Source organism: Enterococcus sp. DIV1337a (assembly GCF_051712285.1).
Taxonomy (GTDB): Bacteria; Bacillota; Bacilli; order Lactobacillales; family Enterococcaceae; genus Enterococcus; species Enterococcus faecalis.
The window spans coordinates 312496-339238 of the sequence record NZ_JBIOOP010000001.1 but is presented as its reverse complement, the minus strand read 5'-3'; the positions used below and the strand labels follow the sequence as shown (position 1 = coordinate 339238).

Annotated in this window: 27 protein-coding genes; 7 read left to right on the top strand and 20 right to left on the bottom strand. The window is 39.0% G+C overall.

Annotated features, from left to right (window positions below):
- Positions 1-12: 12 nt before the first annotated feature.
- The 6 genes from menC to menB are packed head-to-tail and all read right to left on the bottom strand — an operon-like array spanning position 13 to position 7357.
- Positions 13-1116, bottom strand: coding sequence for an o-succinylbenzoate synthase (menC, locus tag IGL49_RS01725; protein ID WP_104853866.1), 1104 nt, complete (start codon positions 1114-1116; stop codon positions 13-15).
- A complete protein-coding gene (gene menH / locus IGL49_RS01720) occupies positions 1117-1941 on the bottom strand; it encodes a 2-succinyl-6-hydroxy-2,4-cyclohexadiene-1-carboxylate synthase (protein WP_164982911.1) in 825 nt (274 codons plus the stop codon).
- A complete protein-coding gene (gene menD, locus IGL49_RS01715; RefSeq protein WP_104853865.1) occupies positions 1929-3662 on the bottom strand; it encodes a 2-succinyl-5-enolpyruvyl-6-hydroxy-3-cyclohexene-1-carboxylic-acid synthase in 1734 nt (577 codons plus the stop codon). Before menD ends, menH begins: the two co-directional genes overlap by 13 nt.
- A complete protein-coding gene (locus IGL49_RS01710) occupies positions 3662-5029 on the bottom strand; it encodes an isochorismate synthase (RefSeq protein WP_104853864.1) in 1368 nt (455 codons plus the stop codon). Before IGL49_RS01710 ends, menD begins: the two co-directional genes overlap by 1 nt.
- Entirely contained in the window at positions 5026-6483 is a 1458-nt protein-coding gene (locus IGL49_RS01705; protein ID WP_104853878.1) for an o-succinylbenzoate--CoA ligase, read from the bottom strand. The genes IGL49_RS01710 and IGL49_RS01705 overlap by 4 nt, the downstream gene beginning before the upstream one ends.
- 4 nt (positions 6484-6487) lie before the next feature.
- The gene (menB, locus tag IGL49_RS01700; RefSeq protein WP_002385329.1) at positions 6488-7357 is read right to left on the bottom strand and encodes a 1,4-dihydroxy-2-naphthoyl-CoA synthase; all 870 of its coding nucleotides are present in this window, start codon (positions 7355-7357) and stop codon (positions 6488-6490) included.
- Between the two features lie 110 nt (positions 7358-7467).
- Between menB and IGL49_RS01695 the strand changes: the two genes are divergently transcribed.
- The gene (locus tag IGL49_RS01695; protein ID WP_174108268.1) at positions 7468-7848 is read left to right on the top strand and encodes a PaaI family thioesterase; all 381 of its coding nucleotides are present in this window, start codon (positions 7468-7470) and stop codon (positions 7846-7848) included.
- Between the two features lie 69 nt (positions 7849-7917).
- On the opposite strand, the gene IGL49_RS01690 is transcribed toward IGL49_RS01695, so the two are convergent.
- On the bottom strand, positions 7918-8517 hold the full coding sequence (locus IGL49_RS01690; RefSeq protein WP_104853862.1) for a LysM peptidoglycan-binding domain-containing protein: 600 nt from the start codon (positions 8515-8517) through the stop codon (positions 7918-7920).
- 817 nt (positions 8518-9334) lie between these two features.
- Here IGL49_RS01690 and IGL49_RS01685 point away from each other — a divergent pair.
- Together IGL49_RS01685 and IGL49_RS01680 are read left to right on the top strand one after the other, a co-directional pair.
- Complete coding sequence (locus tag IGL49_RS01685) at positions 9335-10816, top strand: peptide MFS transporter (RefSeq protein WP_002355315.1); 1482 nt, start codon at positions 9335-9337, stop codon at positions 10814-10816.
- Between the two features lie 106 nt (positions 10817-10922).
- Entirely contained in the window at positions 10923-11123 is a 201-nt protein-coding gene (locus IGL49_RS01680) for a hypothetical protein (protein ID WP_104853860.1), read from the top strand.
- 60 nt (positions 11124-11183) lie between these two features.
- Here the strand turns inward: IGL49_RS01680 and IGL49_RS01675 are convergent, their stop codons facing one another.
- The 6 genes from IGL49_RS01675 to IGL49_RS01650 all read right to left on the bottom strand — a co-directional run bounded on the left by IGL49_RS01675 (position 11184) and on the right by IGL49_RS01650 (position 16016).
- Positions 11184-11972 (bottom strand): gluconate 5-dehydrogenase, encoded by a 789-nt coding sequence (locus tag IGL49_RS01675; protein ID WP_104853859.1) that lies wholly within the window; start codon positions 11970-11972, stop codon positions 11184-11186.
- A gap of 21 nt (positions 11973-11993) precedes the next feature.
- Positions 11994-12833, bottom strand: coding sequence for a 5-dehydro-4-deoxy-D-glucuronate isomerase (gene kduI, locus IGL49_RS01670; protein WP_002355301.1), 840 nt, complete (start codon positions 12831-12833; stop codon positions 11994-11996).
- Between the two features lie 12 nt (positions 12834-12845).
- Positions 12846-13853: a sugar kinase gene (locus tag IGL49_RS01665; RefSeq protein ID WP_104853858.1), complete on the bottom strand. Its 1008-nt coding sequence runs from the start codon at positions 13851-13853 to the stop codon at positions 12846-12848.
- Between the two features lie 4 nt (positions 13854-13857).
- On the bottom strand, positions 13858-14505 hold the full coding sequence (locus IGL49_RS01660) for a bifunctional 4-hydroxy-2-oxoglutarate aldolase/2-dehydro-3-deoxy-phosphogluconate aldolase (RefSeq protein ID WP_104853857.1): 648 nt from the start codon (positions 14503-14505) through the stop codon (positions 13858-13860).
- 160 nt (positions 14506-14665) lie between these two features.
- A complete protein-coding gene (locus IGL49_RS01655) occupies positions 14666-15418 on the bottom strand; it encodes an IclR family transcriptional regulator (protein WP_104853856.1) in 753 nt (250 codons plus the stop codon).
- A 130-nt stretch (positions 15419-15548) separates the two neighbouring features.
- Entirely contained in the window at positions 15549-16016 is a 468-nt protein-coding gene (locus IGL49_RS01650; protein ID WP_002383688.1) for a MerR family transcriptional regulator, read from the bottom strand.
- A 100-nt stretch (positions 16017-16116) separates the two neighbouring features.
- Here IGL49_RS01650 and IGL49_RS01645 point away from each other — a divergent pair, with 100 nt between their 5' ends.
- Both IGL49_RS01645 and IGL49_RS01640 read left to right on the top strand, forming a co-directional pair.
- Positions 16117-17634, top strand: a complete 1518-nt coding sequence (locus IGL49_RS01645; RefSeq protein WP_002389910.1) for an MDR family MFS transporter — start codon at positions 16117-16119, stop codon at positions 17632-17634.
- Positions 17634-18338, top strand: a complete 705-nt coding sequence (locus tag IGL49_RS01640; protein WP_104853855.1) for a DUF4811 domain-containing protein — start codon at positions 17634-17636, stop codon at positions 18336-18338. Before IGL49_RS01645 ends, IGL49_RS01640 begins: the two co-directional genes overlap by 1 nt.
- 42 nt (positions 18339-18380) lie before the next feature.
- Here the strand turns inward: IGL49_RS01640 and IGL49_RS01635 are convergent, their stop codons facing one another.
- From IGL49_RS01635 to IGL49_RS01615, 5 genes are all read right to left on the bottom strand, one after another.
- On the bottom strand, positions 18381-19502 hold the full coding sequence (locus tag IGL49_RS01635) for a hypothetical protein (protein ID WP_002375823.1): 1122 nt from the start codon (positions 19500-19502) through the stop codon (positions 18381-18383).
- Complete coding sequence (locus IGL49_RS01630; RefSeq protein ID WP_240185142.1) at positions 19499-19654, bottom strand: hypothetical protein; 156 nt, start codon at positions 19652-19654, stop codon at positions 19499-19501. Before IGL49_RS01630 ends, IGL49_RS01635 begins: the two co-directional genes overlap by 4 nt.
- Before the next feature lie 133 nt (positions 19655-19787).
- Positions 19788-21017, bottom strand: a complete 1230-nt coding sequence (locus tag IGL49_RS01625; protein ID WP_016631081.1) for an ABC transporter permease — start codon at positions 21015-21017, stop codon at positions 19788-19790.
- Complete coding sequence (locus IGL49_RS01620) at positions 21014-21724, bottom strand: ABC transporter ATP-binding protein (RefSeq protein ID WP_104853853.1); 711 nt, start codon at positions 21722-21724, stop codon at positions 21014-21016. Before IGL49_RS01620 ends, IGL49_RS01625 begins: the two co-directional genes overlap by 4 nt.
- 9 nt (positions 21725-21733) lie before the next feature.
- Positions 21734-22912 (bottom strand): efflux RND transporter periplasmic adaptor subunit, encoded by a 1179-nt coding sequence (locus IGL49_RS01615; protein ID WP_104853852.1) that lies wholly within the window; start codon positions 22910-22912, stop codon positions 21734-21736.
- 320 nt (positions 22913-23232) lie between these two features.
- Here IGL49_RS01615 and IGL49_RS01610 point away from each other — a divergent pair, with 320 nt between their 5' ends.
- Both IGL49_RS01610 and IGL49_RS01605 read left to right on the top strand, forming a co-directional pair.
- Complete coding sequence (locus tag IGL49_RS01610) at positions 23233-23871, top strand: NAD(P)H-binding protein (RefSeq protein ID WP_104853851.1); 639 nt, start codon at positions 23233-23235, stop codon at positions 23869-23871.
- A 78-nt stretch (positions 23872-23949) separates the two neighbouring features.
- The gene (locus IGL49_RS01605) at positions 23950-25065 is read left to right on the top strand and encodes an NAD(P)/FAD-dependent oxidoreductase (protein WP_104853850.1); all 1116 of its coding nucleotides are present in this window, start codon (positions 23950-23952) and stop codon (positions 25063-25065) included.
- 66 nt (positions 25066-25131) lie between these two features.
- On the opposite strand, the gene IGL49_RS01600 is transcribed toward IGL49_RS01605, so the two are convergent.
- Together IGL49_RS01600 and IGL49_RS01595 are read right to left on the bottom strand one after the other, a co-directional pair.
- Positions 25132-26286 (bottom strand): mannitol-1-phosphate 5-dehydrogenase, encoded by a 1155-nt coding sequence (locus IGL49_RS01600; protein WP_104853849.1) that lies wholly within the window; start codon positions 26284-26286, stop codon positions 25132-25134.
- A 14-nt stretch (positions 26287-26300) separates the two neighbouring features.
- Positions 26301-26738: a PTS sugar transporter subunit IIA gene (locus IGL49_RS01595; RefSeq protein WP_002355279.1), complete on the bottom strand. Its 438-nt coding sequence runs from the start codon at positions 26736-26738 to the stop codon at positions 26301-26303.
- Between the last annotated feature and the right edge of the window lie 5 nt (positions 26739-26743).

Sequence of the window (26743 nt, the reverse complement as noted above, 5' to 3'; positions counted from 1 at the left end):
ATTTTGTTATTGTTACATGATTTTTTGATACTGACTATATTTTAGCAAATTCGTCTGAGAAAGTGTCACACCAATACCAAGCCCCTGAGGCACGGTCATTGTCCCTTGCTCTAAAATAAAAGGTTCAGTGATGATATCTTCATAAAAATAGCGTTCCGTTGCTGAAATATCACCTGGAAAGGAAAAGGTAGGCTGTGACGCAAATTGCAAATTCAATGCGCGTCCAACACCAGACTCAAACATGCCACCTAACCAAACTAATAAATCATTTTCTTGGCAAAATGTGGCAATTTTCAACGCCTCGTGAATCCCACCTACACGAGGAATCTTCAAATTGATACTACGGCAACTGCCTAATGCTAACGCCACTTGGCAGTCTTTGAGACTACGAATATTTTCATCCAAACAAATTCTTGTTTTCAGTTCTCTTTGTAATTGTGCGTGATCTAAAAAATCATCTGCAGCAAAAGGCTGTTCAATCATCGCTAATTGATAGTGATCTAAACGTTGCAATTGAGACAAATCAGCCAATGTATACGCTGAATTGGCATCGACCATTAAAGGCAAGTTAGGAAAATGCTGACGAATCAAAGCAACGGGTTCCACATCATAACCGGGACGAATTTTCAGCTTCACTCGTTGATACCCTTTTTCTACAGCTAACTGAACTTGTTTAAGTAATTGAGGTAAGTCTTCTTGAATCCCTAAACTAATCCCTACAGGAATTTTCCTCCGCGTTGGTCCAAAAAATTCAGTTAAACTCTTCTGTTGCCGTTTGGCATATAAATCCCAGATGGCAGTTTCTAACGCAGCTTTTCCCATCCAATGCCCTTTAACTTCTTCAAAAATTGTTGAAACCTCTTGCGGCTGTTCAATCGCTTCTGTTAAAAGTAACGGAATTAAATGCTGTTGGATGATGAAGCGTTCGGTTACCAACGTTTCTTGCACATAATCAGGCTGCTCAAAAGCCACTAATTCGCCAAATCCTTGATTTCCTTGCTCATCCGTTATTACAAATAGATCAAACGCTTTTTCTTCCAAGCGACCATAGCTCGTGACAAACGGCGTTTTTAAAGGTAAACGAACTTGATAGGTTTCAATTGATTGAATGTTCATTCAGATGGCTCCTTTCAATAACACTGTCACCTTTTCATAGAAAATCGTTGGTTGTTCCAAATGAATACAATGTCCTGCTTCAGGAAAAATTGTCAGCCGCAACAACGGTTGACGTGCCTGCATTTTTTTCGCAATCCCAATAAACTTTTGATCTTCGCCGCCTACCAATAAATCGGTAGGAATCGGCTGCAATTCTGCTAGACGTTCCCAATAACTCTCTTGCGCTCCTGTACCCATATACCACAAACTACTAGCCAATCCAAAGGCCGATTGGCTCAAACGTTCCTGACGAATGGCCATTCGCTGTGTCATAGACAAGGCTTTTTGCGTTTGAAATAACGGTAATTCTTGCCAGAAATCAATAAAATCCACAAGCGGTTCCTCTAAGAGACGTTCCGCCAAACGATGATCTTGATAGATACGAGTCTGACGTTCTGCGGCGGTGGCCAAACCTGGTGACCCACTTTCCAATAAAAGATGCTGTACCTTTTGTGGATAATGTAATGCAAAACCTAAAGCTGTTCGAGCGCCCATTGAATAGCCTAATAAACAAAAACAAGGCAAATTTAGCGATTCGGTTAGTTCAGCAATATCACGGCAAACTTGTTTCATGGTATAACGCTCTGGTGCTACCAAACTAGCAGTAGCACCATGCCCAGGTAAATCAATGCCTAAAACGTTATAAGGTGTGTGACTAGGAAAAACGGCTGCAAACGTGGCTAACGTTCCTGTGAAACCGTGTAAACAGACTAGTGTCGTTCGCTTTGCATCAAAAGGTGTTAACCATTGATAATGGTACTGCATTCCCCGAATTAACCGTTCCATGAAATCCCCTGTCTTTCTACTCGTCTACCAATTTCAGCTAAAATTGATTCGTACAAATGAACATTCTCTTGACGATTTCCTTTGACTTCGATCACTTGAAATTGTGGTTCTTCAGCCGCTGTTTGTAAAATTTGCTTGAGCTCCGCGATTGTTTTGACTTCTTGATACGAAGCCCCGTAAAGTTCAGCAACTAACGAAAAATCTAAATCAAGCGGTGTTCCAAATAAAGGCTCAAAATCATCCTCACGTAAAGTTCGTTGGGATAGAAAAGAGAAAATCCCGCCACCATTGTTATTTAATAAAACAATTGTTAACGGCAACTGATAACGTTTAGCCAAAAATAAACCATTCATATCATGATATAGCGCTAAATCACCAATCAGTAGAACGTTTTGCTGTGTCGGTGCTACGGCACTCATTCCTAAAGCAGTTGAAACAATCCCATCAATCCCATTGATGCCGCGATTTCCAAACATCCGATAAGGGCGACTGTCCATAAATCGATCTAAGTAGCGGATAGCCATACTATTAGATACAAATAACTGACCGTTCTCTTTCATCGTTTTGTGAACAGCTAAACTGGCTGTTGTTTCATTTAATTCTGTCGCGTTCAGCGTTTCTAGAAGGACTTCAGAGACCGTTTTTTCCAGCAGGAGCCATTGTGCTAACCAAGTCGCTTCTGTTGGTTTGACAACCGTTAGTAGTTGTTCTACAAACGTGGTTTCCTTTGCCTGAATAACTGTTTGTGATTTTTTCAATTGCTCTTGCCATTGCCCATTTTCGTCTACAAAATAAAAAGCAGTCTCTGTCGTTGCTAAGCGTTTCAACCATAACATGATGTTTTTAGAAATTGGCAGTGAACCAAAGCGCACTACCACTTCTGGTTCTTGTGGCAAGGTCGCCACATTTAGAAACAGGTCACTGTGTGCAATAATAACTTCACTATTTCGCTCATGTGTCACAATGTTTGCTAAAGGATCCGCTAGTAACGGCCATTGCAAAGCTTCGGCTAATTGAATAAATAACGCCGCTTCCTCCTCTGTATGACTGCCACCGACAACCAAGACGCCGTTTTTCTGGTACCATTGATCCGCTAACTGTTGCACTTGTTCTGTAGAAAGGATTGATTGGCCAGCGAATAAAGCCGTTTGTTGAGAACTCTTTGTTTTTCTCTCTAAGTCAGGTAATAATGGTTCCCGCAAAGGAAAATTCAAATGAACAGGTGCTGCAGGCGTTTGTTGCGCAAACGCTGCTCCTTTAGCGCCTTGCCAATAGGCGTAATTCAACATCTCTTCTGTTGCTTCTGGCAAAGCCATTTCAACAAATAATTTCACATGATTTTGATACATTTGTAATTGGTCCATGGCTTGAGGAGCACCAACTTGACGTAACTCATGCGGCCGATCCGTTGTTAAAACAACTAAGGGTACATGGCTAATATTGGCTTCACAAATTGCTGGATAATAGTTTGCAGCTGCTGTTCCAGAGGTACAAAGTAAGACCACTGGTTTTTGACTCGCTTTACTTAATCCTAAAGCAAAAAAAGCAGCGGAACGTTCATCGACATCGACAAAAGTTTGGATTGCGGTTTCCCGATGAAGTAATAAAGCCAGTGGTGTGGAACGGGATCCTGGACTAATGACTGCTTGTTCAACCCCACTATTTTTTAAGCCTTCAATAAAGGCCATTAAATAATCGGTCATTGTTTCTTGATGATTCATTAAACCTGCCCTCCAATTCCTCGTAACATCGGTTGAAATTTTATTTTCGTTTCTTCTCTTTCTAGCTCTGCTTGAGAATCAGCAACGATACCACAACCTGCATAAAGAACGCCTTGCTGACCAGCAAAGACACCTGAACGCAAGGCCACAGCGAACTCGCCACTATCATCATTCCCTGAAATCCAACCGATGGGCGCACCATATAACCCACGACTCCCCGGCTCATATTGTCGAATCCATTCGACTGCCAACTCTTTGGGCTCACCGCCTAAAGCTGGCGTTGGGTGTAGCTGCATCACACTTTCCAAGAACGAAATTCCTGGCTTACGTTGACCCGAAATCGGCACATAAAGATGTTGTACATCTCGATTTTCCAAAATAATTGGTGCTTGAATACTGTTTTCAGAAGTCGTCATCTTCGCCAACTCTTTCGCTAAACGTTCCACCACGATTTGATGTTCTCCGGTATTTTTGCGGTCTTGTAAAAGTTGTGCTCCTAAAGCTTTCGTTTCTTCTGGTGTTTGACCCGTTTTAATGGTTCCTGCAATACAAGCGGTCGCAAACGCTTCTTTAGTACCCAACAGAAGTCGTTCTGGTGTTGCACCAATGAAACTGGTGTCGTTGGCTTCCAAAGCAAACAAATACGTATTTTGTTGTTGTGCCATTAAATTAACGAGCACTTGGTTACTTCGAATTTTTTCAGGACTGCTCACAGCAAGTTGTCGAGCCAAAACCACTTTTTTTAAAGGGCCAGCTTCTCTTAAGACTGCTACGGTTTCGTTGACAGCTTGTAGCCATTCAGTCACGGCAACTTCTTCCTTGTCAATCTTTGTTTCCGCTACAGCTGGCAACTCCTCACAGGTAGCTAACAAGCGATCAAACTGAGCCACCAAAGTCGACCAACGTTCCTCGACTTCTTGTTCACTAGAACCTGAAAAGTTCAGCGTTCCATAAATACGTGAACCTGAAAAAGTAAATAGAATACTTGGTAGATAAAACCAACCTTCCCCTAACTCTCCCCAGGCCTCAGTAGGCGTTTGTTCTGTATCAAAAGGCAAACCGCCAAACAGAAGAGCCCCCGTACCAGAAATAGACATATTTTGAAAACGAGTTGCCGCCTCTTTTTTTAAAAAATTGTTCAATTGCTGCGTTTCTGTTTCTGCGCCTTTTAAGATAGTTTCATATCCGAAGCCAACCAAAGCAAAATCTTTTTTCGGCGTTTGCCAAAAAAAACGTTCTCCTTGGTATGCCTTTTCACCAGCGGCAAAAATTGCTAAGGCTGTTTGTTCTGTTTCTAATGGAAAAACCCAACTGAACTGACGGGCATTCTTCTGATAGGCTTGTCGTAATTCATCAGGCAATTTCATCTGATTAAAAACGCCTCTCTTTCTTCTGTCATGAAACGATGTTTGGCAATCTTTCCACTCGCTGTTTGCGGGAAAGAATGACAAAAATAAATGCGTTTCGGTCGTTTATATTTTGCCAGTTTTCGTGAACACTGGTCTTGAATTTGCGCTAAGGTGAGTTCTTGATCACTAATCACATAAGCAACTGGGACGGCTCCCCATTGCGCATCTGGTTCTCCCACAACTGCCGCTGCTTTAATTCCTGTTATCGCCTGTAACACCTGTTCAACCTCAGTGGGGTAAATGTTTTCACCACCAGAGATAATGAGTTCACTTAAACGACTAACCAAATACAGGTAACCTTGTGCATCTAAATAGCCCATGTCGCCTGTTTTAAACCAACCATCCGCTGTCCATTTTTCAGGTTGACGCTGGTTAAGGTAACCTGAAACAACGTTTGGTCCCTTAAGTAAAATTTCCCCGACTTGCTTTTCTGGCTGTTCTTGTCCTAGTTCATCAACAATTTTGATCTGCATATCTTTTAACGGTTGCCCAGCAGAGCCGATTTTCAGTGCCGCATCTTCAAATTTCAAGGCAACAACTTGCGAACACGTTTCCGTCATCCCATAAGATTGAATGACTGGAATCCCTTTTTCCTCACACTGCGCTAATTTATCCGATGCAATCGGTCCGCCACCCAATAGCATTCCTTTAAAGCTGACGCTGTAGCCAGCCTCAGGATAGACAGACAATAATTGTTGTAACATTGTCGCAACCACTGAAATGACGGTTCCACGGCCTTCTTGTAAATCTTGTGTCACTTGCTGTTCATCAAATTTATCGTAAAGGCGAATACTACAACCTAAGACGAGTTGTCGAACAACAATCGACAATCCGCTAATGTGAAATAACGGGACTGCACACAACCAACAATCTTCAGCAGTAATCCCCATATTTTCTTGAGTGCCTCTAGCACTGGCCAAATGATTTTTAAACCGTTGCAAGACCCCTTTAGGCTGTCCTGTAGTTCCAGATGTATACATAATAGAAGCCACCGACTCTAAGTCACTTGGCTGTTGAAACTCCTGACGTGAAAGACTATGCTGTTTTTTAACCATTGGTTGAACGTCGACAAAAGAAATCTCCTCTAACAAAGCCTGCGTTTCAGGTGCACCAATAATCGTTTTAACTTGCGCATCTTTTAACTGAAAAGTCAGTTCAGCAAGTGTCAAATGCGTATTTAAAAATAATAACTCTTTCCCCAATTCCCATAAGGCTAGAATTGAAAAATACAACTCTTTGCTATTCTTACTGAATAAAGCCACACGTTTTTCTTCTGGTGCAAGCACCTGTTGATATGTGGCTACCCACTGGCTGACTTCTTGTTGCACTTCTAAAAACGTCCAAGATTCATCCTGAAAATAAAAAGCAGGATGATCGGGACGTTTTTGTACTTGTTTATTTAACCAAGTCATTGGTTTATGGGAATTTAGGGAATTGATCGAAATCTGGTGTCCGTTTTTCTTTAAATGCATCTCGGCCTTCTTGTGCTTCGGCCATTGTATAGTAAAGAAGTGTCGCATCACCAGCTAATTGTTGCACACCAGCCAAGCCATCTGTATCGGCATTTAAAGAGGCTTTAATCATCCGTAAAGCAATGGGGCTTTTGGTTAACATTTCTTCCGCCCACTCCATTGTCACATCTTCTACTTGCTCCAATGGAACAACTGTATTAATCCAGCCCATATCTAAAGCTTCTTGGGCGGAATATTGTTTGCACATAAACCAAACTTCTTTCGCTTTTTTATGGCCGATAACGCGCGCTAAGTAACCTGAGCCATATCCACCATCAAAGCTACCGACATTTGGTCCTGTTTGCCCAAACTTAGCATTTTCAGCCGCAATTGTTAAATCACAAACTAATTGTAAAACATTGCCGCCACCAATGGACCAGCCTTTCACCATTGCGATGACTGGTTTGGGAATGACACGAATTAACCGTTGTAAATCTAACACATTTAAACGTGGAATATTGTCTTCACCAACATAACCACCGTTGCCTCGAACTTTTTGATCGCCACCAGAACAGAATGCTTGGTCACCTGCGCCTGTTAAAATAATGACCCCGACATCTTCTTTATCACGACTAATGTTGAATGCATCAATCATTTCCATGACTGTTTTTGGTGTGAATGCGTTGTGAACATGCGGGCGGTTGATAGTAATTTTTGCTACTTTGCCTGCTTGCTCAAATAAAATTTCATCATATTCTTTAATTGTTGTCCAGTTTCTCATTAGGAAACCTCCTTCATTAATCTCATCTTTTCTATTATACACAAGAATCGGCACTTTAGAGAAAAAGTCGCTTGAATTTTAAGAAAAAACATGGCTATTTCAAATTTTCTTCATTCCTGTATAATAAATAAAAAACCTTTTATTCTCTCTTTTATTAGAAAGGACTGATTACGATTCATCTTTTAGAGTATTTAGGCATCACGATTCAACACGTTTCTGCTGAGAAATGTCAGCTTACTTTAGCGGTAAAAGACGTGCATAAACAACCCTATGGCCTTGTCCACGGGGGCTTAAATGGCATCTTAATTGAAACTGCCTGTAGTTTAGGTGCGAACGAAAACGTTCCTGAAAATGCTTTTGCTGTCGGCATAGACTTACAAGTAAATCATCTTCGTAGTGTCCATGATGGTAGCCTTACCGTGATTGCGACGCCCGATCACTCGGGAAAGACCCTTCAAGTTTGGGAAGCAAAAATTTATAACGCAGACCACCAATTGACGAGCGTGGGGCGTTGTACCTTAACAAATCGACAAAAAAAACAGTAATCTTTACAGGTTACTGTTTTTTTGTTTATGGTTTTTAATAAGTAATTATATTACTTCGTTTATTTAATTTTAGTACCAACCATTTGCTAACCAGAATGATTTAGCTGCATCCCATGAACCATAGCGACCTGCTACGTACTGATCTGCCACGCGTTCTTGGTTGGCAGGTGAATAGTCACCATTTAAATAAGAGGCAGATAGTTGGTAACGACCGATATACTGACCGTTTGTTGCATCGTAAGAACCACTAGATTCACGTTGTGCAATCCACTCTTTTGCATCACTGCTTGCGGCAGGTGCTGCTGGTTGTGCTACTTCTTGAGCAACAGGTTGTTGTACTTCTTGTTGAACGGGTTGTGCAACAGGTTGTTCAACTACTGGTTGAACTGGTGCAACTTCTACAGCTGGTGCTGGAGTATTAGCAACTTCTTTTTCTGAACGAATAACTAATTGTTCTCCTTCAAAAATTAAATCAAGGTTTGGCAATTTGTTATCAGAAGCAATTTTTTGAATTAAGCTATTGTCTCCTGCAAATTGATGTGAAATTGTTGATAAAGTATCTCCTGCTTTAACTGTATATAAGCTTTCTGCGTTTGCGTCTGTTCCTAAGAATAATCCTAAACCTGCGGCCAAAGTTGTTCCAAGTAAAATCGTTTTGATTGATTTCATGTATGTTTCTCCTTTGTAATTAAAAATATTTGATTGTTGCTCTTAGCTCTCGGCAACAACCACGTCTGCTTCGCTTTATCGAAACGACTTCACATACTTTATCATCGAATGACCGGTCGTAGGTGAATATCTCGTGACAATTTATTACTAGAATGTCGGTTTTGTTACATTTTGTAATAAAAAGCTGTCGGAAGCTTGATATTATCCTGTTTATATTTTGCGAAAAAAAGTTAAAAAAACAGGATTTTATTTTCGAGAAACCGTTTTCTAACCCTTGATTAGCCATTAAATGTCGTTTTTTTTACATTCGTTTCAGTCAAAAAGTAACAAAATGTTAAAGATACTAGACATGAGAATGTTTTTTTCAAAAACTCACGCCTAAAAAGAACAGGTGTTTTCTTTGAATTTTTTTATCATTCACTATTTTTATTTTTCCTTTTATTATATAGTTAAATTTTTTATCGTATTCATTTTTCGATTCTGAAAAAACACTAAGCACTTCCTATTGAAACAAAAAGAGTTAAACAAAAAAATCTTATATTTTGCTTGTTATTTATTCATTTTAATCTTATTCAAAAAAGGAATAGCTAAAACGACTGTGAAAACAAAGTATTGAAAATAAAGCAGAATAAATATTCATTTTTATCACAATTCACGAATAAAAAACAAACGACCACTCAAACGTTTGTTATTTAAAAACGTAATCAGTTTTTTCTCTTTCTATTTTCCAATCTATGAGTAATAAAATATATGAATCTACATTTAAGTCATTTTATTATCAAATATTCTGAATATTATAAGAATTGGAGTTTTATCTATGAGTGACAAAGAACAACTTGAGAAATTAGACAAATCCTTTCTGGGACAACCGAAAGGACTAGCAACACTGTTCTTCACAGAAATGTGGGAACGTTTCAGTTACTACGGCATGCGTGCTATTCTAATGTATTACATTTACGATACCGTAGCCAATGGCGGTTTAGGTCTCCCCAAAGCAACTGCCTTAGCCATCATGTCCATTTATGGATCAATGGTTTTCATGTCCAGTATCATTGGCGGTTGGGTCTCTGACCGTGTCTTAGGTTCAAGGAAAACTGTTTTTATTGGTGGTTTGTTAATCATTGCTGGACATATTGTTCTCGCTACCCCATTTGGTGTCCCCGCCTTATTCGTTTCTATTATGTTAATTGTATTTGGGACTGGGATGTTAAAACCAAACGTTTCAGGGATGGTTGGCCATCTTTATTCAAAAACTGACTTACGTAGAGATGCAGGCTTCTCCATTTTTTACATGGGGATTAATATCGGAGCCTTAATCGCTCCCCTTGTTGTCGGAACTTTAGGACAAGAATATAATTATCATTTAGGCTTTTCCGTTGCCGCAGTTGGGATGTTCTTCGGGCTACTACAATATTATTTCCAAGGACGTAAATCTCTTGCTGGAATTGGTCAAGCCCCAACTAATCCAATGTCTAAAGAAGAGCAAAAGAAATTTGCTAAAGCATTTATGCTGGCAATTGTCGTTGCTTTACTTATTTTTGGTGGCGCCTATGTCACAGGACATTTAACAATTGATTTCTTTATTAATACCATCAGCGTGTTAGGAATCCTGTTACCTGTTTATTATTTCAGCAAAATGTTAACGTCTAAAGACGTCACTGCTGAAGAAAAACCAAAAGTTCTGGCTTACTTGCCATTATTCTTAGCAGCAATTGTTTTCTGGTCATTGGAAGAACAAGGTTCGTCTATTCTTGCTCTATTTGCAAATGAACGGACGCAAACGAGTTTGTTTGGCTTCCCGATTGCCGCTAGCTGGTTCCAATCATTAAATCCTGTATTCGTAGTTATTTTGACCCCTATTTTTGTTACATTATGGACAAAACTAGGTAAACGTCAACCATCAACAGTTGTGAAGTTTTCACTAGGGCTAGTCTTTGCTGGTCTTTCCTTCGTCTTATTAATGTTGCCAGGTCTACTTTATGGTACCGAAGGACGGGTGAGTCCACTTTGGTTATTCTTTAGTTTCTTCATTATGATTGTCGGAGAAATGTGTTTATCTCCCGTTGGCTTATCGATTACTACAAAATTAGCACCGAAAGCTTTCGAAGCTCAAACCGTTGCTATTTGGTTATTAGCAGATGCCGCTTCACAAGCCATTAACGCTCAAATTGCTCGTTTCTATACACCTGGAACAGAGTCAGCATATTTTGGGATTGTCGGACTTGTAGCTGTCGTTGCCGGGATTCTCTTATTCATTGTGAAAAAACCAATCCAAAACTTAATGGGTGACGTCCGTTAAACCGTCAAAAAAGTTGCCTTTCTCTTTTTTGAAAGGCAACTTTTTTATACAGCGTTTTGATAACGTTTTCATCAAGTGGTATACTAAGTAGAAGGAGGACGAGGACATGCGTTACTTAATTGGCGGTATTTTTTTATTGATTAGTATCTGGCAATTCATTGTTACTGGACGAACATTTTCCTACTTAAAGAAAAAGGGCGGCAAAAGAACCTCACCATTTATTCTGTTAGGACTATGGAGTAGTTTAGTGTTTGCTATTATTTCATTTGCTGTGGCGATTGCTTCTTTCTTTTATGTGAGTTTTTAGTAGAAGGCTAGCCATAAGTAAAAGGAGCGAGATTGCTAGTCTCGCTCCTTTACTTATTTTTTATGGTTGTTTTCCAATATAAGCTAAAATGCCACCATCGACATATAAGATATGTCCGTTAACAAAGTCAGAAGCGTTAGATGCTAAGAAAACTGCTGGGCCAGCTAAATCTGCTGGTGTGCCCCAACGATTAGCTGGTGTTCGTCCCAAGATGAATTCGTTAAATGGATGCCCTGATTCTCTTAATGGCGCTGTCTGTGGCGTTTCAATGTAGCCAGGTCCAATCCCATTACATTGAATATTATATTGTCCATATTCAGAAGCAATATTTTTCGTTAACATTTTTAGTCCGCCTTTTGCTGCCGCGTACGCACTAACTGTTTCACGACCTAGTTCACTCATCATTGAACAGATATTGATAATTTTGCCATGGCCCTTTTCAATCATATCTGGAATAACCGCTTTTGCCATAATAAATGGCGCATTCAAGTCAACATCAATCACTTGACGGAACTCTTCTGCTGACATATCCACCATTGGAATTCGTTTAATAATTCCCGCATTATTGACTAAAATATCAATAGAGCCGACTTCTTCTTTAATCTGAGCAACCATCGCTTGAACTTGCTCTTCATCAGTAACATCACACACATAACCACGTGCTTCAATCCCTGCGGCCCGATAATTTTCCAAGCCTTGTTCAACTGATTCAGGAGATAAGTTATTAAAAACAATTGTTGCTCCTGCTTCAGCTAGGGATTTCGCAATCTCAAAGCCAATCCCATAGACAGCACCTGTAATTAACGCTACTTTTCCATCTAATTGAAAATCATTCATTTTAAATTCCATGTTTTCTCCTCTTTCTTTGGTTTATTTTAATTGATCCATTGCAACCATATCCATGTCTGTGTACGTAATATTTTCTCCGCACATGGCCCAAATAAAGGAATAATTACTTGTACCAACCCCAGAATGAATCGACCAGCTTGGTGAAATAGCTGCTTGTTCATTACTCATTACTAAATGTTTTGTTTCGTCTGGTTTACCCATCATGTGGAAAATCCGCGTATCTTCTTCCATATCAAAATAAACATACGCTTCCATACGACGTTCATGTGTATGACAAGGCATAGTATTCCAAGCGCTACCTGGTTCTAAAATGGTGTAACCCATTTGTAACTGGCAACTTTCACAAACGTTCGGATGAATGTATTGGTAAATTTTACGTTGGTTCAATGTTAATGGATCACCTGTTTCCATTGGGGTAATTTCATCAATACTAATTTTTACGTTGGGATATTTATGATGTGCTGGCACACAACTAATGTAAAATTTCGCTGGATTATCAGGGTTTTCTGAAGAAAAACGAACATGTTTTGTTTCTTTCCCAATATAATAGCCATCTTGTTTTTTCATTGTTTCTTTGGCGCCATCAATTTCAATAAAGCCTGGTCCCCCAATATTAATAACCCCTAGTTCACGGCGTTCTAAAAAATAATCAACCCCTAATTCTTTGTCCAAAATAATTTCTAATTCTTCTGTGGTCGGTGTCACACCACCAAAAATCATCCGATCATTATGTGTGTAGGTTAAGCTGATTGCACCTGGAATAAAAACTTTCTCTACTAAAAATTCATCTCTCAATTGTTCTGTTGAATAGTGACGGATATCCGCCGGACTATGTGTATAACGTGTTTCCATATTTTGCATAACTAAAATCTCCTATCTATTTATTTTTCCTGAGCCCGTTGCCAAAAAAGCAAGGACTTCTTTTTGACTAAATTGATTACAATCACCATGTACAGTATGTTTTAACGCACTAGCCGCTGTTGCAAAATCAATACAGGTTTGTGGATCATAGGCAGCTAATATGCCATGTAAAACCCCACCAGCAAACGCATCACCGGCACCGACACGGTCAACAATCGGTTGTAATCGATGACATTTGGACGTATAATACGCACCTTTGTACCATAGCGTGCCGATTAATTCATTATCTGTCGCTGAATGTACTTGACGTTTGGTTGAATAAAATACTTGAATGTTGGGATAACGTTCTTGCATTTTTCGATAGTACCACGTTAATGCGTCTTCAAGTTCTTCCTCTGGTTCTGGAATCTCCAGTAAATAACGAGCATCTAATACCCCAGCTGAACAAATATCAACAAATGGAAGAATGGCCTTCAATGCCACGCTCGCTTCTTTCTGAGTCCAAAGTTTCCCTCGATAGTTAATGTCAAAACTTACTTGGCACCCTGCTTGCTTCGCTGCTTTGACTAGCGCAACCGTCATACTTTGCCACGTTTTTGATAACGCCGCTGTAATCCCTGAAATATGAAAGATCTCTACTCCTGAAAACAGCTCATGTAAGTCCCATTCCATTTCTTCGATTTGAGCAAAGCTTGAATAGGCCCGATCATAGACAACACTGGTTGCTCGTTCTCCTGTACCAGTTTCCAAGTAATATGTCCCTAGACGTGTTCCGCCAGTTCGTACAAATTCCGTTGAAACCCCATAACGACTTAAATGCTTTTTGGCGGCTTCTCCTAATGAATTATCGGGCACTTTACTAGCAAAAGTCACTTGGTGGCCATAGTTCGCTAACGAAATTGCTACATTCGCTTCACCACCGCCGTAATGTACAGCGAAATTTTCTGTTTGTGCTACGCATATTCCGACAGGTGTTGACAAACGCAACATGATTTCTCCCAATGTTACGACTTTTCCCATGCGCCTACACCCCTTTGATTGCTTGGAATTTTTCCATATAGGCTTGGGCAACCTCACGAACTTTTTCAAAATCCCCAGTTGCTGCTGGCGCCAACAGATTACCGCCAACACCGACGGCCGTCACACCTGCAGCAAACCACTCGGCCATATTTTCCAAACTGACACCACCCGTTGGCATAATATTTAACTGAGGCAATGGCGCTTTAAATGCCGAAATAACACTCGGTCCATAAACACTGCCCGGAAATAGTTTAATAATATCTGCTCCGCCTTTCAGTGCTTCTTTCATTTCTGTGATGGTCATACAGCCTGGCAAGTAGGGAACTTGATATAAATTGCAAATTTTAGCGGTTTCTTCATCGAAGCTTGGACTCACAATATATTCAGCCCCTGCTACAATAGCTAAACGAGCAGTCGTAGCATCCAAAACTGTGCCCGCACCAATGACTACGTTAGGATTCTCTTGGTATAACGCAACTAATTCCTGAATCACTTCTGTTGCTTGAGGAACAGTAAAGGTTAACTCAATCCCCCGCATACCGCCTGCTACAATGGCTTGGCTAGCTTTTAGCGCTTCCTCTTTTGTCTTTCCGCGAACCACAGCAATCACGCCAGCATTTTCTAATTTTTGTAAAATTGATACTCGCTTCAACAGACTCCCTCATTTCTTATTTAGAAATATATATTTATTATAAAGAAATTCACAACTTCATTATACAGATAAAAAAAGAAAATGCAAACGTTTTTACAAAAATAAAAAAAGAAAGCCAAACAAAAATCCCAATCGACTTTTGTTTGGCTTACTTTTTCTACTATAATTTCGCTTCAATCGCTGCTTTTGTTGCTAAAAGGGCTTGATTAATCGTCGTTTTATTTTCCTCTGTCAAACGATATTTTGGCATACTTACACTAAAAGCACCCGCAATTTCGCCATCTTTCATTAAAGATACTCCGCTACAGAAAATATCTTGTTCAATTTCTTCATCATCGTAAGCAACCCCCGTTTGTTGCACTTGTTTTAATTCTTTTTTCAAACGCAAGGGATTGGTAATCGTATTTTCGGTATAGGGAATTAATGTCTGCGTGTCTAAATATTGTTGCACTTGTTCTTCCGAAAATTCTGCTAAAACAGCTTTGCCCATGGCCGAATTATACAAAGGCCGAGTAATTCCTACTTTCGAGGACATGCGAATGGTTTGATTTTTTGGTTCTAATTTATTGATATACAGAATTTCATTCTTATTTAAAATCCCTAAATGAATGGTTTCATCGACCGTATTTTGAAGATTTTCTAAATAAGGTACCGCAATTTCAGCTAAATCGATTTGCTCCACACTTTGATTCGCATAGCGAATCAATTTTGTTCCTAAGCGATATGTCTTGTTCGTGTCTTTTTGAACATAGCCAATTAATGTTAAGGTTTCTAAAATTTTGATTGCCGTTGATGCCGTCATTTCGGTACTCTTTGCAATTTCCTGTAAGGTTTGATCGGGTTGTAAACTTAGACAGTCCATAATTTTAGCCGCTTTTAATAAGACTGTTCCGTAAGGTTTTGTTTCTGTCATCGAAACCCTCCTTTTCCATATAAGAAATTATATAGAAAAATAAAGAAATTGCAAGAAAAAAAGAACTCGAAGATTCATTCAGTAACGTTTTACTTTCACTTCAGGTCTTTCTCCCAGTCCTATTTCATTCTTATTTTCTTTTCTTTAACTCATCAGAAACATCTGCATCCTTAGGAATTAAAAGATACTCACTGACTTCTGTGGTTTCATTAAATACGACATATAATTTTTGTTCTTCATCGAAATCGCCTAAATCAATCGCTACGTAATTGGGACAAACTTCTGAGATACCATGAAACATTTGACTAAAGATTTTTTTCGTCATGCCCACATTACGGTGCTGCTCTTCTGCTTTTTCCACCGCACTTTGTAACGTATATCCTTCATCTAAAAAACGCTTGATCCAATGCACTTTGACGACTGTATGTAACCGATATTTCCGTGGACCGTTTGCGTCTTTCGCAATGGAAGAAATATACCCCTTTTCTTCCCAATAACGAAGTTGACGTGGCGAAACTTCAGCAATTTCACTTAGTTCACTAATTCCTATCAACAAATTTTCTTCATTTAACAAACGCTGAATCATTTTTGACCACATTAGTTTAACTTCCTTTCCCTTATCCTTTCCTTAATTGTAGTTTTTTTTACACCTTTGTCAAGTAAGTTGACAAAGATTCTAATTAGTTGTAAAGTAGTTAATGCAATTTAATTTGAAACTTACAGAAAAAGGAGCGATATATGTGACTTCACAACAACCTGTGGATATTCACGGAAAACCTTATAACCGGTCGTTACTTGTCGGTGTTTTACTAATCGGAACATTTTGTACGATTTTAAACCAAACACTTTTAACGACGGCCTTACCTACATTAATGAAAGAATTTGATATCTCAGCTTCAAGTGTACAGTGGCTAACCACTGGATTCCTACTTGTGAACGGCATTATGATTCCCATCAGTGCTTGGTTGATTAACAAATTCAGTTCAAAAAAATTATACATAACAGCGATGTCAACGTTCTTAATTGGAACCATCATCTGTTTTGTAGCGCAAGACTTCGGCATGTTATTGACTGGACGTCTTGTTCAAGCCGCAGGGGTCGGCGTATCTATGCCTCTTTTACAAACAATTATGCTTTCAATTTTCCCGCCTGAAAAACGTGGCGCTGCCATGGGCACAACGGGAATTGTTATCGGATTAGCACCCGCTTTAGGTCCAACATTATCTGGTTGGATTATTGATTCTTATACATGGCGTGACCTTTTTGGGATGGTCATTCCAATTGTTGTTTTAGTCCTAATTTTAGCTTCATTTTTAATGAAAAATGTCATTCAATTATCTAATCCAAGTATCGATGTCTTATCGGTCATTCTTTCTACTCTCGGCTTTGGTAGCTTACTTTACGGCTTCTCAAGCGTTGGTGATAAAGGTTGGGGTAGCCCACAAGTTTATGGATTCTTAATTGTTGGTGCGATTGTTTTATGTCTTTTTACATATCGACAATTGCATTTAGAACAACCTTTCTTAGAACTACGCGTTTTTAAATCAAAAGTCTTTACTGTTGCAGCCATTTTATCTGGTGTAACCAACATGGCAATGATTGGTGCCGAAATGGTTTTACCTCTGTATATCCAAAATATTCGTGGCGAATCTGCCTTCCATTCAGGGTTAATGCTTTTACCAGGAGCGTTAGTCATGGGACTTATGATGCCAGTAACGGGTCGCATTTTTGATAAAATTGGTGCCCGTCGTCTTGCGATTACTGGGATGTTTATTTTAACAGCTGCAACGTTACCATTCGCTTTCTTAACCAAAGCAACACCTATTATTTATATCATTGTCCTATATGCGATTCGGATGTTTGGTATTTCGATGGTCATGATGCCTGTGACAACTTCTGGCATGAATGCTTTACCAATGAATTTATTAAGTCACGGAACTGCTGTGAACAACACCTTCCGACAAGTAGCCAGCTCAATTGGAACTGCTGTTTTGATTAGTGTTTTAACAAATGTTACCAAAGACGGCTTACCTGCATCGGACTTATTAAAAACAGCTCCACTCGCTTATCGCGATCAAGCAACAAACGCAACATTAAACGGCTACCACGCAGCCTTCTTCGTGGCAACAATCTTTGGCGTTCTCGGCTTGGCGATTACTTTCTTCTTAAATAAAAAAGAAGCGATGCCGGTTAAGGAAGTAGGTGCAATGAAATAATGATTATTTTTCTTTTAATCCTTTGCGTGTTAGGCTTTGCCTACACGAATGTATTTGGCCGAAAAGTCTGGCATAAATGCTGTATGGTTATTTTTGGTTTAGGCTTCTTAGCTTCGTTAAGTCTCATCGTTTTAAACGATAAAGATCATTTTGGTATGACCGAAGTTACTCAGGACAAAACGTTTGAACTAAAAAGCAGCAGCGCAAGCAAAGATGGCCCCAACATGTTATTGTACCAGCCGTTGGGCGATGGTTCCGAAAAAGTTTATTTATACAACACACCAGACAAAAAGAAACTACAAAAAACAGGAACGGAAAACGTCACAAACACGGTTCAAAAAGATGCTCAAAAAGCCACATTAGTCCAAAAAACGACGAAATGGTCCTATCAAGAGTCTTGGGCCAAAACACTATTTGGCCTTGCTGACAACGATAACCAATTTGCAAAACAAGAAAACACCTTCAACGTTGCTAGTGACTGGCTAGTTTTAAGTGCTGATCAAGCCAAAAAATTAGGCGAATATATGGAACAACATGCCGCTGATATCAAAAAAGAAGGGACTGAAACAGTTGGCAAAAAAATGATGGCCGCTATGATGGCCAATCCATCAATGTCCCAAGAAGAACAAGGGAAACTCACCGAACAATATACCAAAGAGTTTCAACAAGAATTGATTCAGAAAATTCTTAGTGACACTCATTAAAAAAAGGACTGCCTGAGAAACTTATCAGGCGGTCCTTCTTTTTTAATGATTAACCCAAATATAAATACCTTGTTCTTCTTTTTCAAGAACTTTTGTTTCCGAAAGCAAATTTCCTGTCACCAAATCATATCTGAGAAGCGTCTGACCAGCTAAAACCAACAACTGATTATCTTTCGTTGTATTTACACTATAAATCATAGATTCTTCTAATTCTTCCGTCTTTAACTGTCCATTAATATTTAAAAAATAACTTTCTTCCGTGGCAAGATTAACAATTGACAGCCCCACTTTCCCTAATGCATTTGGCTCGTGATCAATAATCAAATATTCGGACGTTCTACTTTTGTAAATTAGGTTAGGAAAATTCTCTGTCAATTGAATAAAACGTTGATTTTTAGCATCTAAACCCATTTGCATAATTCGATTATCTGGCACATTTTCATAACTTACTCGGTTTCTATGAGCCGTTATCGGCAAGTAAATTTGATTATTTACAATCACAGAAGAAGTAAAACCATAAACATACTCTGGGTTTGTATCTAAAAATATTTCGTCTGTTAATGTCAAATTTTCCCCTTCTTTAAAAATGAACAACGTATTCTCATAAAGTTGTTTTTCTTTGGCTTCCTGACTAGCGACGACATATAGCTTATTTTGTGTTCCTGAAAATTGCGTAACTGGTGTTGTAGATTCATTAAACATGTATGAACTAACTGGATTCCCTTCAGTATCAAAAGAATAAAAACGCTCTGCTTGAACAGTATAAAAATAGTTGGAGCTATAACCAGTACCAGTATAAGGATATTTTTCTGTCTTTCTTTTCAAAAGTTCTCCTTTTAAAAAATCAACACTCACTATAAATTCATCCTTAGTGCTGCTCAAAAGATCACCCGTTGAAAATAGTAAATAGTGGGATTGTAATCTTCCTTTTGAAAACCCTGTTGGGACAATCTCTGGTAGATTCACACGACTTCGCTTATGTTTTTTGATGTCATTTTCAGAAAACATGAATGAATAAATCGCTTGGGTTGATAATACATAAAAATCTGTTTCTTCTTGCACAACAAAAGATTGCTTTTTTTCTTCTATCAATTTGTCTTTTACAACAAATAACATTATTCCAATACTAATCAAACTAAGAAATCCTGCTACTATTTTTTTCATATTTTCGTTGTATTTCTATATGTAATTGGCTCCTGAACTTTTTTAAACAATTGTCTTATACTCACTATATTATTCCCTAGACAGCTTTGATACCTTTCTTCTACAGTCCATTCTACATAACCAACCAACAACAGTCTAACCGTTTTTTTCATTTTCTCTCCTCCTATTAAAACAATATGCTCCCATTGTGACCATGCACAACAAAAGCATATCATTCAATCTTTTAACAAACAATCTCATTTCAGATTATTTGAACTGTTTAGAAAAAACCAAAAATATATCTTTTTAATTATAAATCGCTTTAATCGGATCCATCCTCGAGGCACCAATTGCTGGAATAATCCCGAAAAAGATACCTGTGAAGACCGAAACCAATGTTGAAATAGCAAAGATGGACGGCGTAATAATTGGCGTGATCGAAATGTACCCACCAACCACAGTTGCCAATAAGTAGCCGCAGCCGACACCAATCAAACCACCAATTAATGTGATAAACGCTGCTTCCATTAAAAATTGGAATAAAATGACTCGTGGTTTAGCACCAATGGCCCGACGAATCCCGATTTCTCGTTTCCGTTCCGTGACAGACACATACATGATGTTCATGACGCCAATTCCCCCGACTAATAGGGAGATTGCAGTAATTGCCATCAGAAACATCGTCATACCCGTGACCATTTCTTCCATTTGTTGTTGGAGTTGTTGGTCTTGATCATTTTCTTTAAACGTTCCTTTCACTTCAGGATGATTTTCACTTAAAATGGTGATTGCCTGTCCTAAAATTACTTCACGGTCTGCTCCCTCACGAACTTTAATATTGATGCCACTAATTGCTTTTGTTTTCGCTAATTTATTGTATGATTCTCGAGAAACAAAACTGCTCATAGCAGTTGCCCAATCATCGTTCATACCCAAACTATCTAAATCTTTTGGTGCTAAAATACCAATCACCTTGTACATATAACCACCAATTGAAACAGCTTTTCCAATGAGTTGGCTAGGATCATCAAGCCGAATTTGCGCTTCAAAGATATCATGATTTAAGACAATCGCATCTGTATTTGCATCGCTCGGTTGAAAATCACGACCATATAAAATATCGTTCTGCCCTTTAGTCGACGTAATGGATAAATTCGCTTGCGCCCCAAAATAATCCATTGGTACAAACAAATTGTCTCCGCCCCCCATCATTGATTCACCATATTGAGGATAAATACTTTCAATTCCTTGAATGTCTTGTAATTTTTTCAAGTCCACTCGGCTAAACGTATAATCTGGCTCTTCATAGGACATAAAATTGTCACTGCTACCATCTGACATTGTATAATGAATCTTCAAAACATCCGCGTTCACTGCACTGGATGCCTTCACAACTTGACGTTTCATCCCTTCACCTAGCGCAGAAATCGTTACGACTGATGTAATCCCAATAATAATTCCGACCATCGTTAAAAATACCCGCAACTTATGCGCCTTTAAGCTTAAAAAAGTACTAACAAATAAATTAGCAATCATCCAATCACCTCTTCTTCCAAAAAGCGACCATCTTTCATATGAATCACTCGTGAGGCATATTTTTTCATATCTTCATCATGTGTCACCATGACAATTGTTTTGCCCTGTTCATTCAATTCTTTCAGTAATTCCATAATTTCTGTACCCGTTTCACTGTCCAATGCCCCAGTCGGTTCATCGGCCATAATCAATAATGGATCATTCACCAAGGAACGAGCAATGGCTACTCTTTGTTGCTGCCCTCCAGAAAGTTCAGTAACTTTTGATTTGGCTTTTGTTTCCAAACCGACAATTTTTAGGTATTTTTCAGCAATCGCTTTTTTCTCAGCGCGGCTTTTTTTTCCTTCATAGACGCAGGGCAATTGAACATTTTGACTAACATTTAAGGAATTAATCAAGAAAAATTGTTGAAAAATAAACCCTAGATATTCATTGCGAAAGGCTGATTTTTTATTTTCAGACAATTTTGAAACATCTGTTCCTGAGAAATGATAACTTCCGTCTGTTAAGCGATCCAAGAAACCGATAATGTTCATCAGCGTTGTCTTGCCGCTGCCGGACTTCCCCATGATTAAAATGAACTCTCCTTGATGAATGGTCAAATTCAATTCTTTTAAAACATGTAGTTTTTCCTTACCAACTGGATAGAACTTGTTAATGTCCCGCAATTCAATGAGGGGTTGATTTGTATTGTTTACTTCCACCATCAAGCCCTCCTATTTCGACGCATCTGTCATTGATTCGTTGGTTGCTGATTCATCAGAAACAATCGCTGCATCTGATTCAACAATATCACCGACTTTTACTGGTTTTTTTGAAGAAATAACTACTCGGTCAGCTGATTCTAAACCAGATTCAATTGCCATTTTGTCGCCATTTTCTTGCCCGACTTGGACATCACGACGAATGATGGTTCCAAAATCATTTACTAAAACGTAGGCCTGTTCACCCTCTTTTTGAATCGCTTTTTTCGGTAACTCAATCGCCCCTAAATTACCTAAATCAATGGTTGCTTGCATATGGTAGCCATTTTTGACTTTGTCTAAATTGGCCAACGCAATTTTGACGCTATAACTAGACATCGTCGTGCCGCCCTCTGTATTGCCACTCGCGGCATCGCTGTTGCCTTCAGGAGGATTATCATCGATGTAAGAAATTGAGCCATCCACAACCACATTGTTGGAAACAGAAGTTAGTTTAGCTTTTTGCCCAACACTAATTTTAGTCAAATCCTTTTCATTCACTTTCCCAGCTAAATAAAGATCTTCTGAAGTTAACCGTAAAATCGGTGAATTGGCGTCTTTTACTTCTGGAATTGATACGCGACCTTTGAAATTAGCCTTTGTGGAAATATATTGCTTCGCTCCTAAGTCCGCTAAGGTTTCATTGGTGAAGGTAATCTCTTCATCTACCGCATCGACTTCTGTTTGATATTGTTCATTTAAATCATCCCCAGACATCGTGCGATCTTCTTCTTTAGTTTTATTAAATTTATCAATGGCTCGATTCCACTTATTATAGATATTCGCCCGCTTCGTTTCTAATTTGGCTAAGCTATTTTGTTGTGCCTCAATTTCTTTTGTGACCGCCTCATCTTCGTAAATAAACAGTTCTGTGCCTGTATCTACGACATCGCCGTTTTTCACCTTAATCTCTGGATCCTTTGTTATTTTTTGATCGCGCGCAAAGGCTTCCATTTGTTCCGGTTGGATAACGCCATTAATATAAATTTGTTGCAAATCGGGAACGTCAAAATAGTCAATTCCCCAGTCATCTTTAGGCGCTTGCTTAATAGCTACTTGTTGTGCATTTTTATTTAACGCATTCACAGTTACGACGCCCCCAACCGCAATTACTGCAACTGCCCCCAATATAATCATCGTTTTCTTCTTCATTTTCTTCGTTTCATCTCCTCGTTCTGTCTAGTTTCCCTAACAAACTAAATTGCTCGGTCATTCACTTATAACTATTTAACCATGCTTGAATTCAAGAAACAAGGGCCTTTCTCTAGGCCTTTAGTCTGATTTATTTCATCTTTGTTCATTTTTTGTTTATTTCACGACAATCAGCAACCATTATTGAGTCTTTGTGTTCCAACATTTAAAAAAAGGTTATTTTTATGTTATTTATAATTAAACTATACGCAATCGAGATTTTTTGCTTCTTTTTTTATTTAAGGTAAACTAGAAGAAACAATTGAAAGTGAGGGCTTACCATGAAAATCGTTATTTTTGGCGGCAGTGGTTTTTTAGGTCAACAAATCGCGAAAATTTTAGTCCAACGCCAACATCAAGTCATCAGTGTTTCACGTCATGGAAAGCCTGCCACGCTCTCCGCATCTTGGAGCCACCAAGTGCAGTGGGTACGCTCCGATGTTACTCGTGACACGAATTGGCAAGAACAGGTCCAACGTGCTGACTGGGTCATTGATACAGTAGGTATTTTATTTGAAAATCCACGAAAAAAGAAAACCTATCAACGCCTAATTCTGACACCAGTGAAAAAAATCAGCTCTTTTTTAGCGCAACAAAAAAAGCCAGCTAAGTTTTTATTTATTTCAGCCAATACTGTTCCTTTCCCTTTGAGAAAATATATGGATGCCAAATTGGCAGCAGAGGAACTAATCCACCAAGAAGTCACTGAAGCAGTGATTTTTTATCCTAGTTTACTCGTAGGTCAAGAACGTACCGGCACCATACTTTTTAGTAAATGTATTTATTTTTTTAAGAAAATCCCCTTTTTAAAGAACTTATTTATTGGCTATGATCCCGTGCCTGTGGCAGAAATGGCACAAGAAATTGTTCACGTTTTAGAAGGCGGCAATTCTATTTACACACACAGAAGGACCCGTTAACAAGTTATCCCCCAATCGTCTCTGTCTAGAGGCGGTTTTTTTGTGTTACAATACAACTGTTCGAAGGAGAGAAGAAGCATGAAAAAAATTGCCATTATTGGCGGCGGCATTATCGGAATGACGTTAGCTAATTATTTAGATCCACAAAAATTTGACATTACCATTTATGATGAAGGGCTCGGCCAAGCGACTAAAGCGAGCGCCGGGATTATTTCCCCTTGGCTATCCAAACGTCGGAATAAGAAATGGTATCAATTAGCACGAGAGGGTGCTGCCCTATTTCCAAAGCTAGTCAAAGATTTACAGCTGACGGAGGATATTTATCGTCAATCAGGGACTGTCATTTTGCGCCCGGCAGCCGCTTTGGCAGACTTAGCCCATTTGGCAGAAGAGCGTAAGCAAACTGCACCTGAAATTGGGGAAATCAAGATGTTGTCAGCGGTTCAAACAGCAAAGTTCTTACCACTACTTAAGGAAACTCCCTCACTTTTTATTTCTGGCGGCGGTCGCCTAGATGGTCCAGCTTATCTGAACCATCTTCAGAAACGCGCCGAAGCCAAAGGGGTCACTTTTTGCTCACAACGGGCGCACTTTCGACAACTGAATCAAGGGTGGGAAATTGTCACAAATTCAGAAAAAAAGAACGTTGATTTTCTCGCTTTAACACCTGGTCCTCATTTAAAGGAATTACTAGCTACTTTAAATTTATCTGTGGATATTCGTCCCCAAAAAGGACAGTTATTAGTTTTCGAGACCCCTTTTACAAATAGTCAGCAATGGCCTGTTGCTATGTTAGACGGCGAAGCTGATTTAATTCCGTTTAATCAAGGAAAAATTTTATTAGGTGCCACCCACGAAAATGACCAAGCCTGGGATTTGGAAGAGACTGTTAGTGCTTTTCAACAACTAACTTCTGGGACTGCGCCATTTCTAAAAGAAGCAGATCAGCTGTTTAAGCAACCAATGCATTACCGCGTCGGTACACGTGCTTATACATCTGATTTCGCTCCGTTTTTCGGTCCCTTGCCAGAGATGCCCCACCTTGTGGTTGCTAGCGGACTTGGTTCATCGGGACTCACTACCGGCCCGTTCATTGGTTACCAATTAGCTGAATACTTCAATACAGGTGCCTTCAAAGGAGAACTTTATCAAAAACCACTTAGTCAATATGTTAAAAACAACCGCTCACTTTAATCAGTGAGCGGTTGTTTTTGCCTTTAATTAAGAAATGTGAAGTATCTTGGTAGAAGGATTTTGTTATTAGGCTACTTGTGGTCGCGCATAGCGTTCTACGTTTTGTTTAATATTTTTAACCGTTTCTGGATCTTCAATGCCCGTTACTTCAGCGATTACTGTATCAACGCTTTCTTGGTCAAGCATTTCCTGTAATTGACGGCTTTGTTCATCTTCTGGATCATGATAATTAAAGACAATACCAATCATTGCTAATAAATGCGGCGACACTAGATTGCGTTCCTGTAATTCACGGATTGGTCGAATAAACCGTTCTTGCGCACCTAACTTTCTGATTGGTGTCCGCGCTACACGTGTAATAGCATCTGAAATATATTTATTTTGGAAACGTTGAATAATTTTTTCAATATAGGCTGCATGTTCTTGTTCATCAAAATTCCACTTAGCCACTAAAAGTTTACCCGTTTCCTGCAAAACTGATTTGAGTTGTGCTACCACTAAGGCGTCCTGCATCGCTTCGTCAATGGTTTGATAGCCTAACAACGCCCCTGTATAGGCAACTGTAGCATGGCCAGTGTTTACACTAAATAATTTCCGTTCAATATACGGCTCTAAATCAGCAACGTAATGAACGCCTTCTAACTGAATTTCTTTGGCTTTTCGGTTAGTATCATCAACGACCCATTCACAAAAAGGCTCAACTTGAACAAAAAGTGGGTCCTCATGTTTTTGTAATGGAACAATCCGATCAACCGCCGCATCAGGAAAACCAATCCATTTTTCAGCATAAGCTGGGTTTTTCAAATATTTGGCCACTTCTTCTGCTAAAAAGGTTGAACCACCAATCATATTTTCACAAGCGATAATATCCAGCGGCTTTTGACAATTTGCTTCGGCACGTGCATCAATTCCTTGAGCAATTAATTCAGCAATTCTTGGTAAAATATTGGGACCAATCGCCGTCGTGACTAAATCAGCTTCTACAATTGCTTCGACTACTTTTTCTGGTTCTGTCATGTTATTTAACCCGGTCACATTTCCAACGTTAATTTGTTGATGTGAGGCATCGGCCAATTCAATTGTGTAACTTTTACGTTCTTTTAACGCTTGAATGATAGTTTCATTAACATCCACAAACGTAATATGAAAGCCGTTTTTAGCTAAAATTTCGCCGATAAAGCCGCGTCCAATATTTCCTGCTCCAAAATGTACTGCGTTCATTCTTATTCTCTCCTTTAAGCAATGGCTAAATTTTCTGTTATTTCTTCTTTACTTAATGCGTCGGCAAGTTGCACCACGTTATCCATATCACTACAATAAAGTGCAATTTGTTGGACTAATTGCAAATGTTCTTCACCGACTCCGGCAATCCCAAATAATACGGTAGCAATTTTTTCATCTTCTTCGGTGCCAAAATTAACGCCCTCTGGGACTTGCACTACACAGATTCCTGATTTTTTCACTAATTTTTTGGCTTCTTCTGTTCCATGAGGAATGGCAATAAAATTCCCCATATAAACAGATAGCAATTGGTCTCTTTCAATCATTGCTTCGATATAAGCGGGCTCAACACAGCCTGCCTCGACTAGTTTTTCGCCGCAAAAGCGAATAGCTTCTTCTTTTGTATTAAACTGTTGATTTAATTCAATTGAAATATTCGTAAGATTTTCCATTGTTT

Bases quoted from the DNA above. Each gene is read 5' to 3' on its own strand.
- menC (WP_104853866.1), bottom strand. From the start codon at position 1,116: ATGAACATTCAATCAATTGAAACCTATCAAGTTCGTTTACCTTTAAAA.
- menH (WP_164982911.1), bottom strand. From the start codon at position 1,941: ATGGAACGGTTAATTCGGGGAATGCAGTACCATTATCAATGGTTAACA.
- menD (WP_104853865.1), bottom strand. From the start codon at position 3,662: ATGAATCATCAAGAAACAATGACCGATTATTTAATGGCCTTTATTGAA.
- IGL49_RS01710 (WP_104853864.1), bottom strand. From the start codon at position 5,029: ATGAAATTGCCTGATGAATTACGACAAGCCTATCAGAAGAATGCCCGT.
- IGL49_RS01705 (WP_104853878.1), bottom strand. From the start codon at position 6,483: ATGACTTGGTTAAATAAACAAGTACAAAAACGTCCCGATCATCCTGCT.
- IGL49_RS01690 (WP_104853862.1), bottom strand. From the start codon at position 8,517: ATGAAATCAATCAAAACGATTTTACTTGGAACAACTTTGGCCGCAGGT.
- IGL49_RS01685 (WP_002355315.1), top strand. From the start codon at position 9,335: ATGAGTGACAAAGAACAACTTGAGAAATTAGACAAATCCTTTCTGGGA.
- IGL49_RS01680 (WP_104853860.1), top strand. From the start codon at position 10,923: ATGCGTTACTTAATTGGCGGTATTTTTTTATTGATTAGTATCTGGCAA.
- IGL49_RS01675 (WP_104853859.1), bottom strand. From the start codon at position 11,972: ATGGAATTTAAAATGAATGATTTTCAATTAGATGGAAAAGTAGCGTTA.
- kduI (WP_002355301.1), bottom strand. From the start codon at position 12,833: ATGCAAAATATGGAAACACGTTATACACATAGTCCGGCGGATATCCGT.
- IGL49_RS01665 (WP_104853858.1), bottom strand. From the start codon at position 13,853: ATGGGAAAAGTCGTAACATTGGGAGAAATCATGTTGCGTTTGTCAACA.
- IGL49_RS01655 (WP_104853856.1), bottom strand. From the start codon at position 15,418: ATGACAGAAACAAAACCTTACGGAACAGTCTTATTAAAAGCGGCTAAA.
- IGL49_RS01650 (WP_002383688.1), bottom strand. From the start codon at position 16,016: ATGTGGTCAAAAATGATTCAGCGTTTGTTAAATGAAGAAAATTTGTTG.
- IGL49_RS01645 (WP_002389910.1), top strand. From the start codon at position 16,117: ATGCAATTTAATTTGAAACTTACAGAAAAAGGAGCGATATATGTGACT.
- IGL49_RS01640 (WP_104853855.1), top strand. From the start codon at position 17,634: ATGATTATTTTTCTTTTAATCCTTTGCGTGTTAGGCTTTGCCTACACG.
- IGL49_RS01635 (WP_002375823.1), bottom strand. From the start codon at position 19,502: ATGAAAAAAATAGTAGCAGGATTTCTTAGTTTGATTAGTATTGGAATA.
- IGL49_RS01630 (WP_240185142.1), bottom strand. From the start codon at position 19,654: ATGAAAAAAACGGTTAGACTGTTGTTGGTTGGTTATGTAGAATGGACT.
- IGL49_RS01625 (WP_016631081.1), bottom strand. From the start codon at position 21,017: ATGATTGCTAATTTATTTGTTAGTACTTTTTTAAGCTTAAAGGCGCAT.
- IGL49_RS01620 (WP_104853853.1), bottom strand. From the start codon at position 21,724: ATGGTGGAAGTAAACAATACAAATCAACCCCTCATTGAATTGCGGGAC.
- IGL49_RS01615 (WP_104853852.1), bottom strand. From the start codon at position 22,912: ATGAAGAAGAAAACGATGATTATATTGGGGGCAGTTGCAGTAATTGCG.
- IGL49_RS01610 (WP_104853851.1), top strand. From the start codon at position 23,233: ATGAAAATCGTTATTTTTGGCGGCAGTGGTTTTTTAGGTCAACAAATC.
- IGL49_RS01605 (WP_104853850.1), top strand. From the start codon at position 23,950: ATGAAAAAAATTGCCATTATTGGCGGCGGCATTATCGGAATGACGTTA.
- IGL49_RS01600 (WP_104853849.1), bottom strand. From the start codon at position 26,286: ATGAACGCAGTACATTTTGGAGCAGGAAATATTGGACGCGGCTTTATC.
- IGL49_RS01595 (WP_002355279.1), bottom strand. From the start codon at position 26,738: ATGGAAAATCTTACGAATATTTCAATTGAATTAAATCAACAGTTTAAT.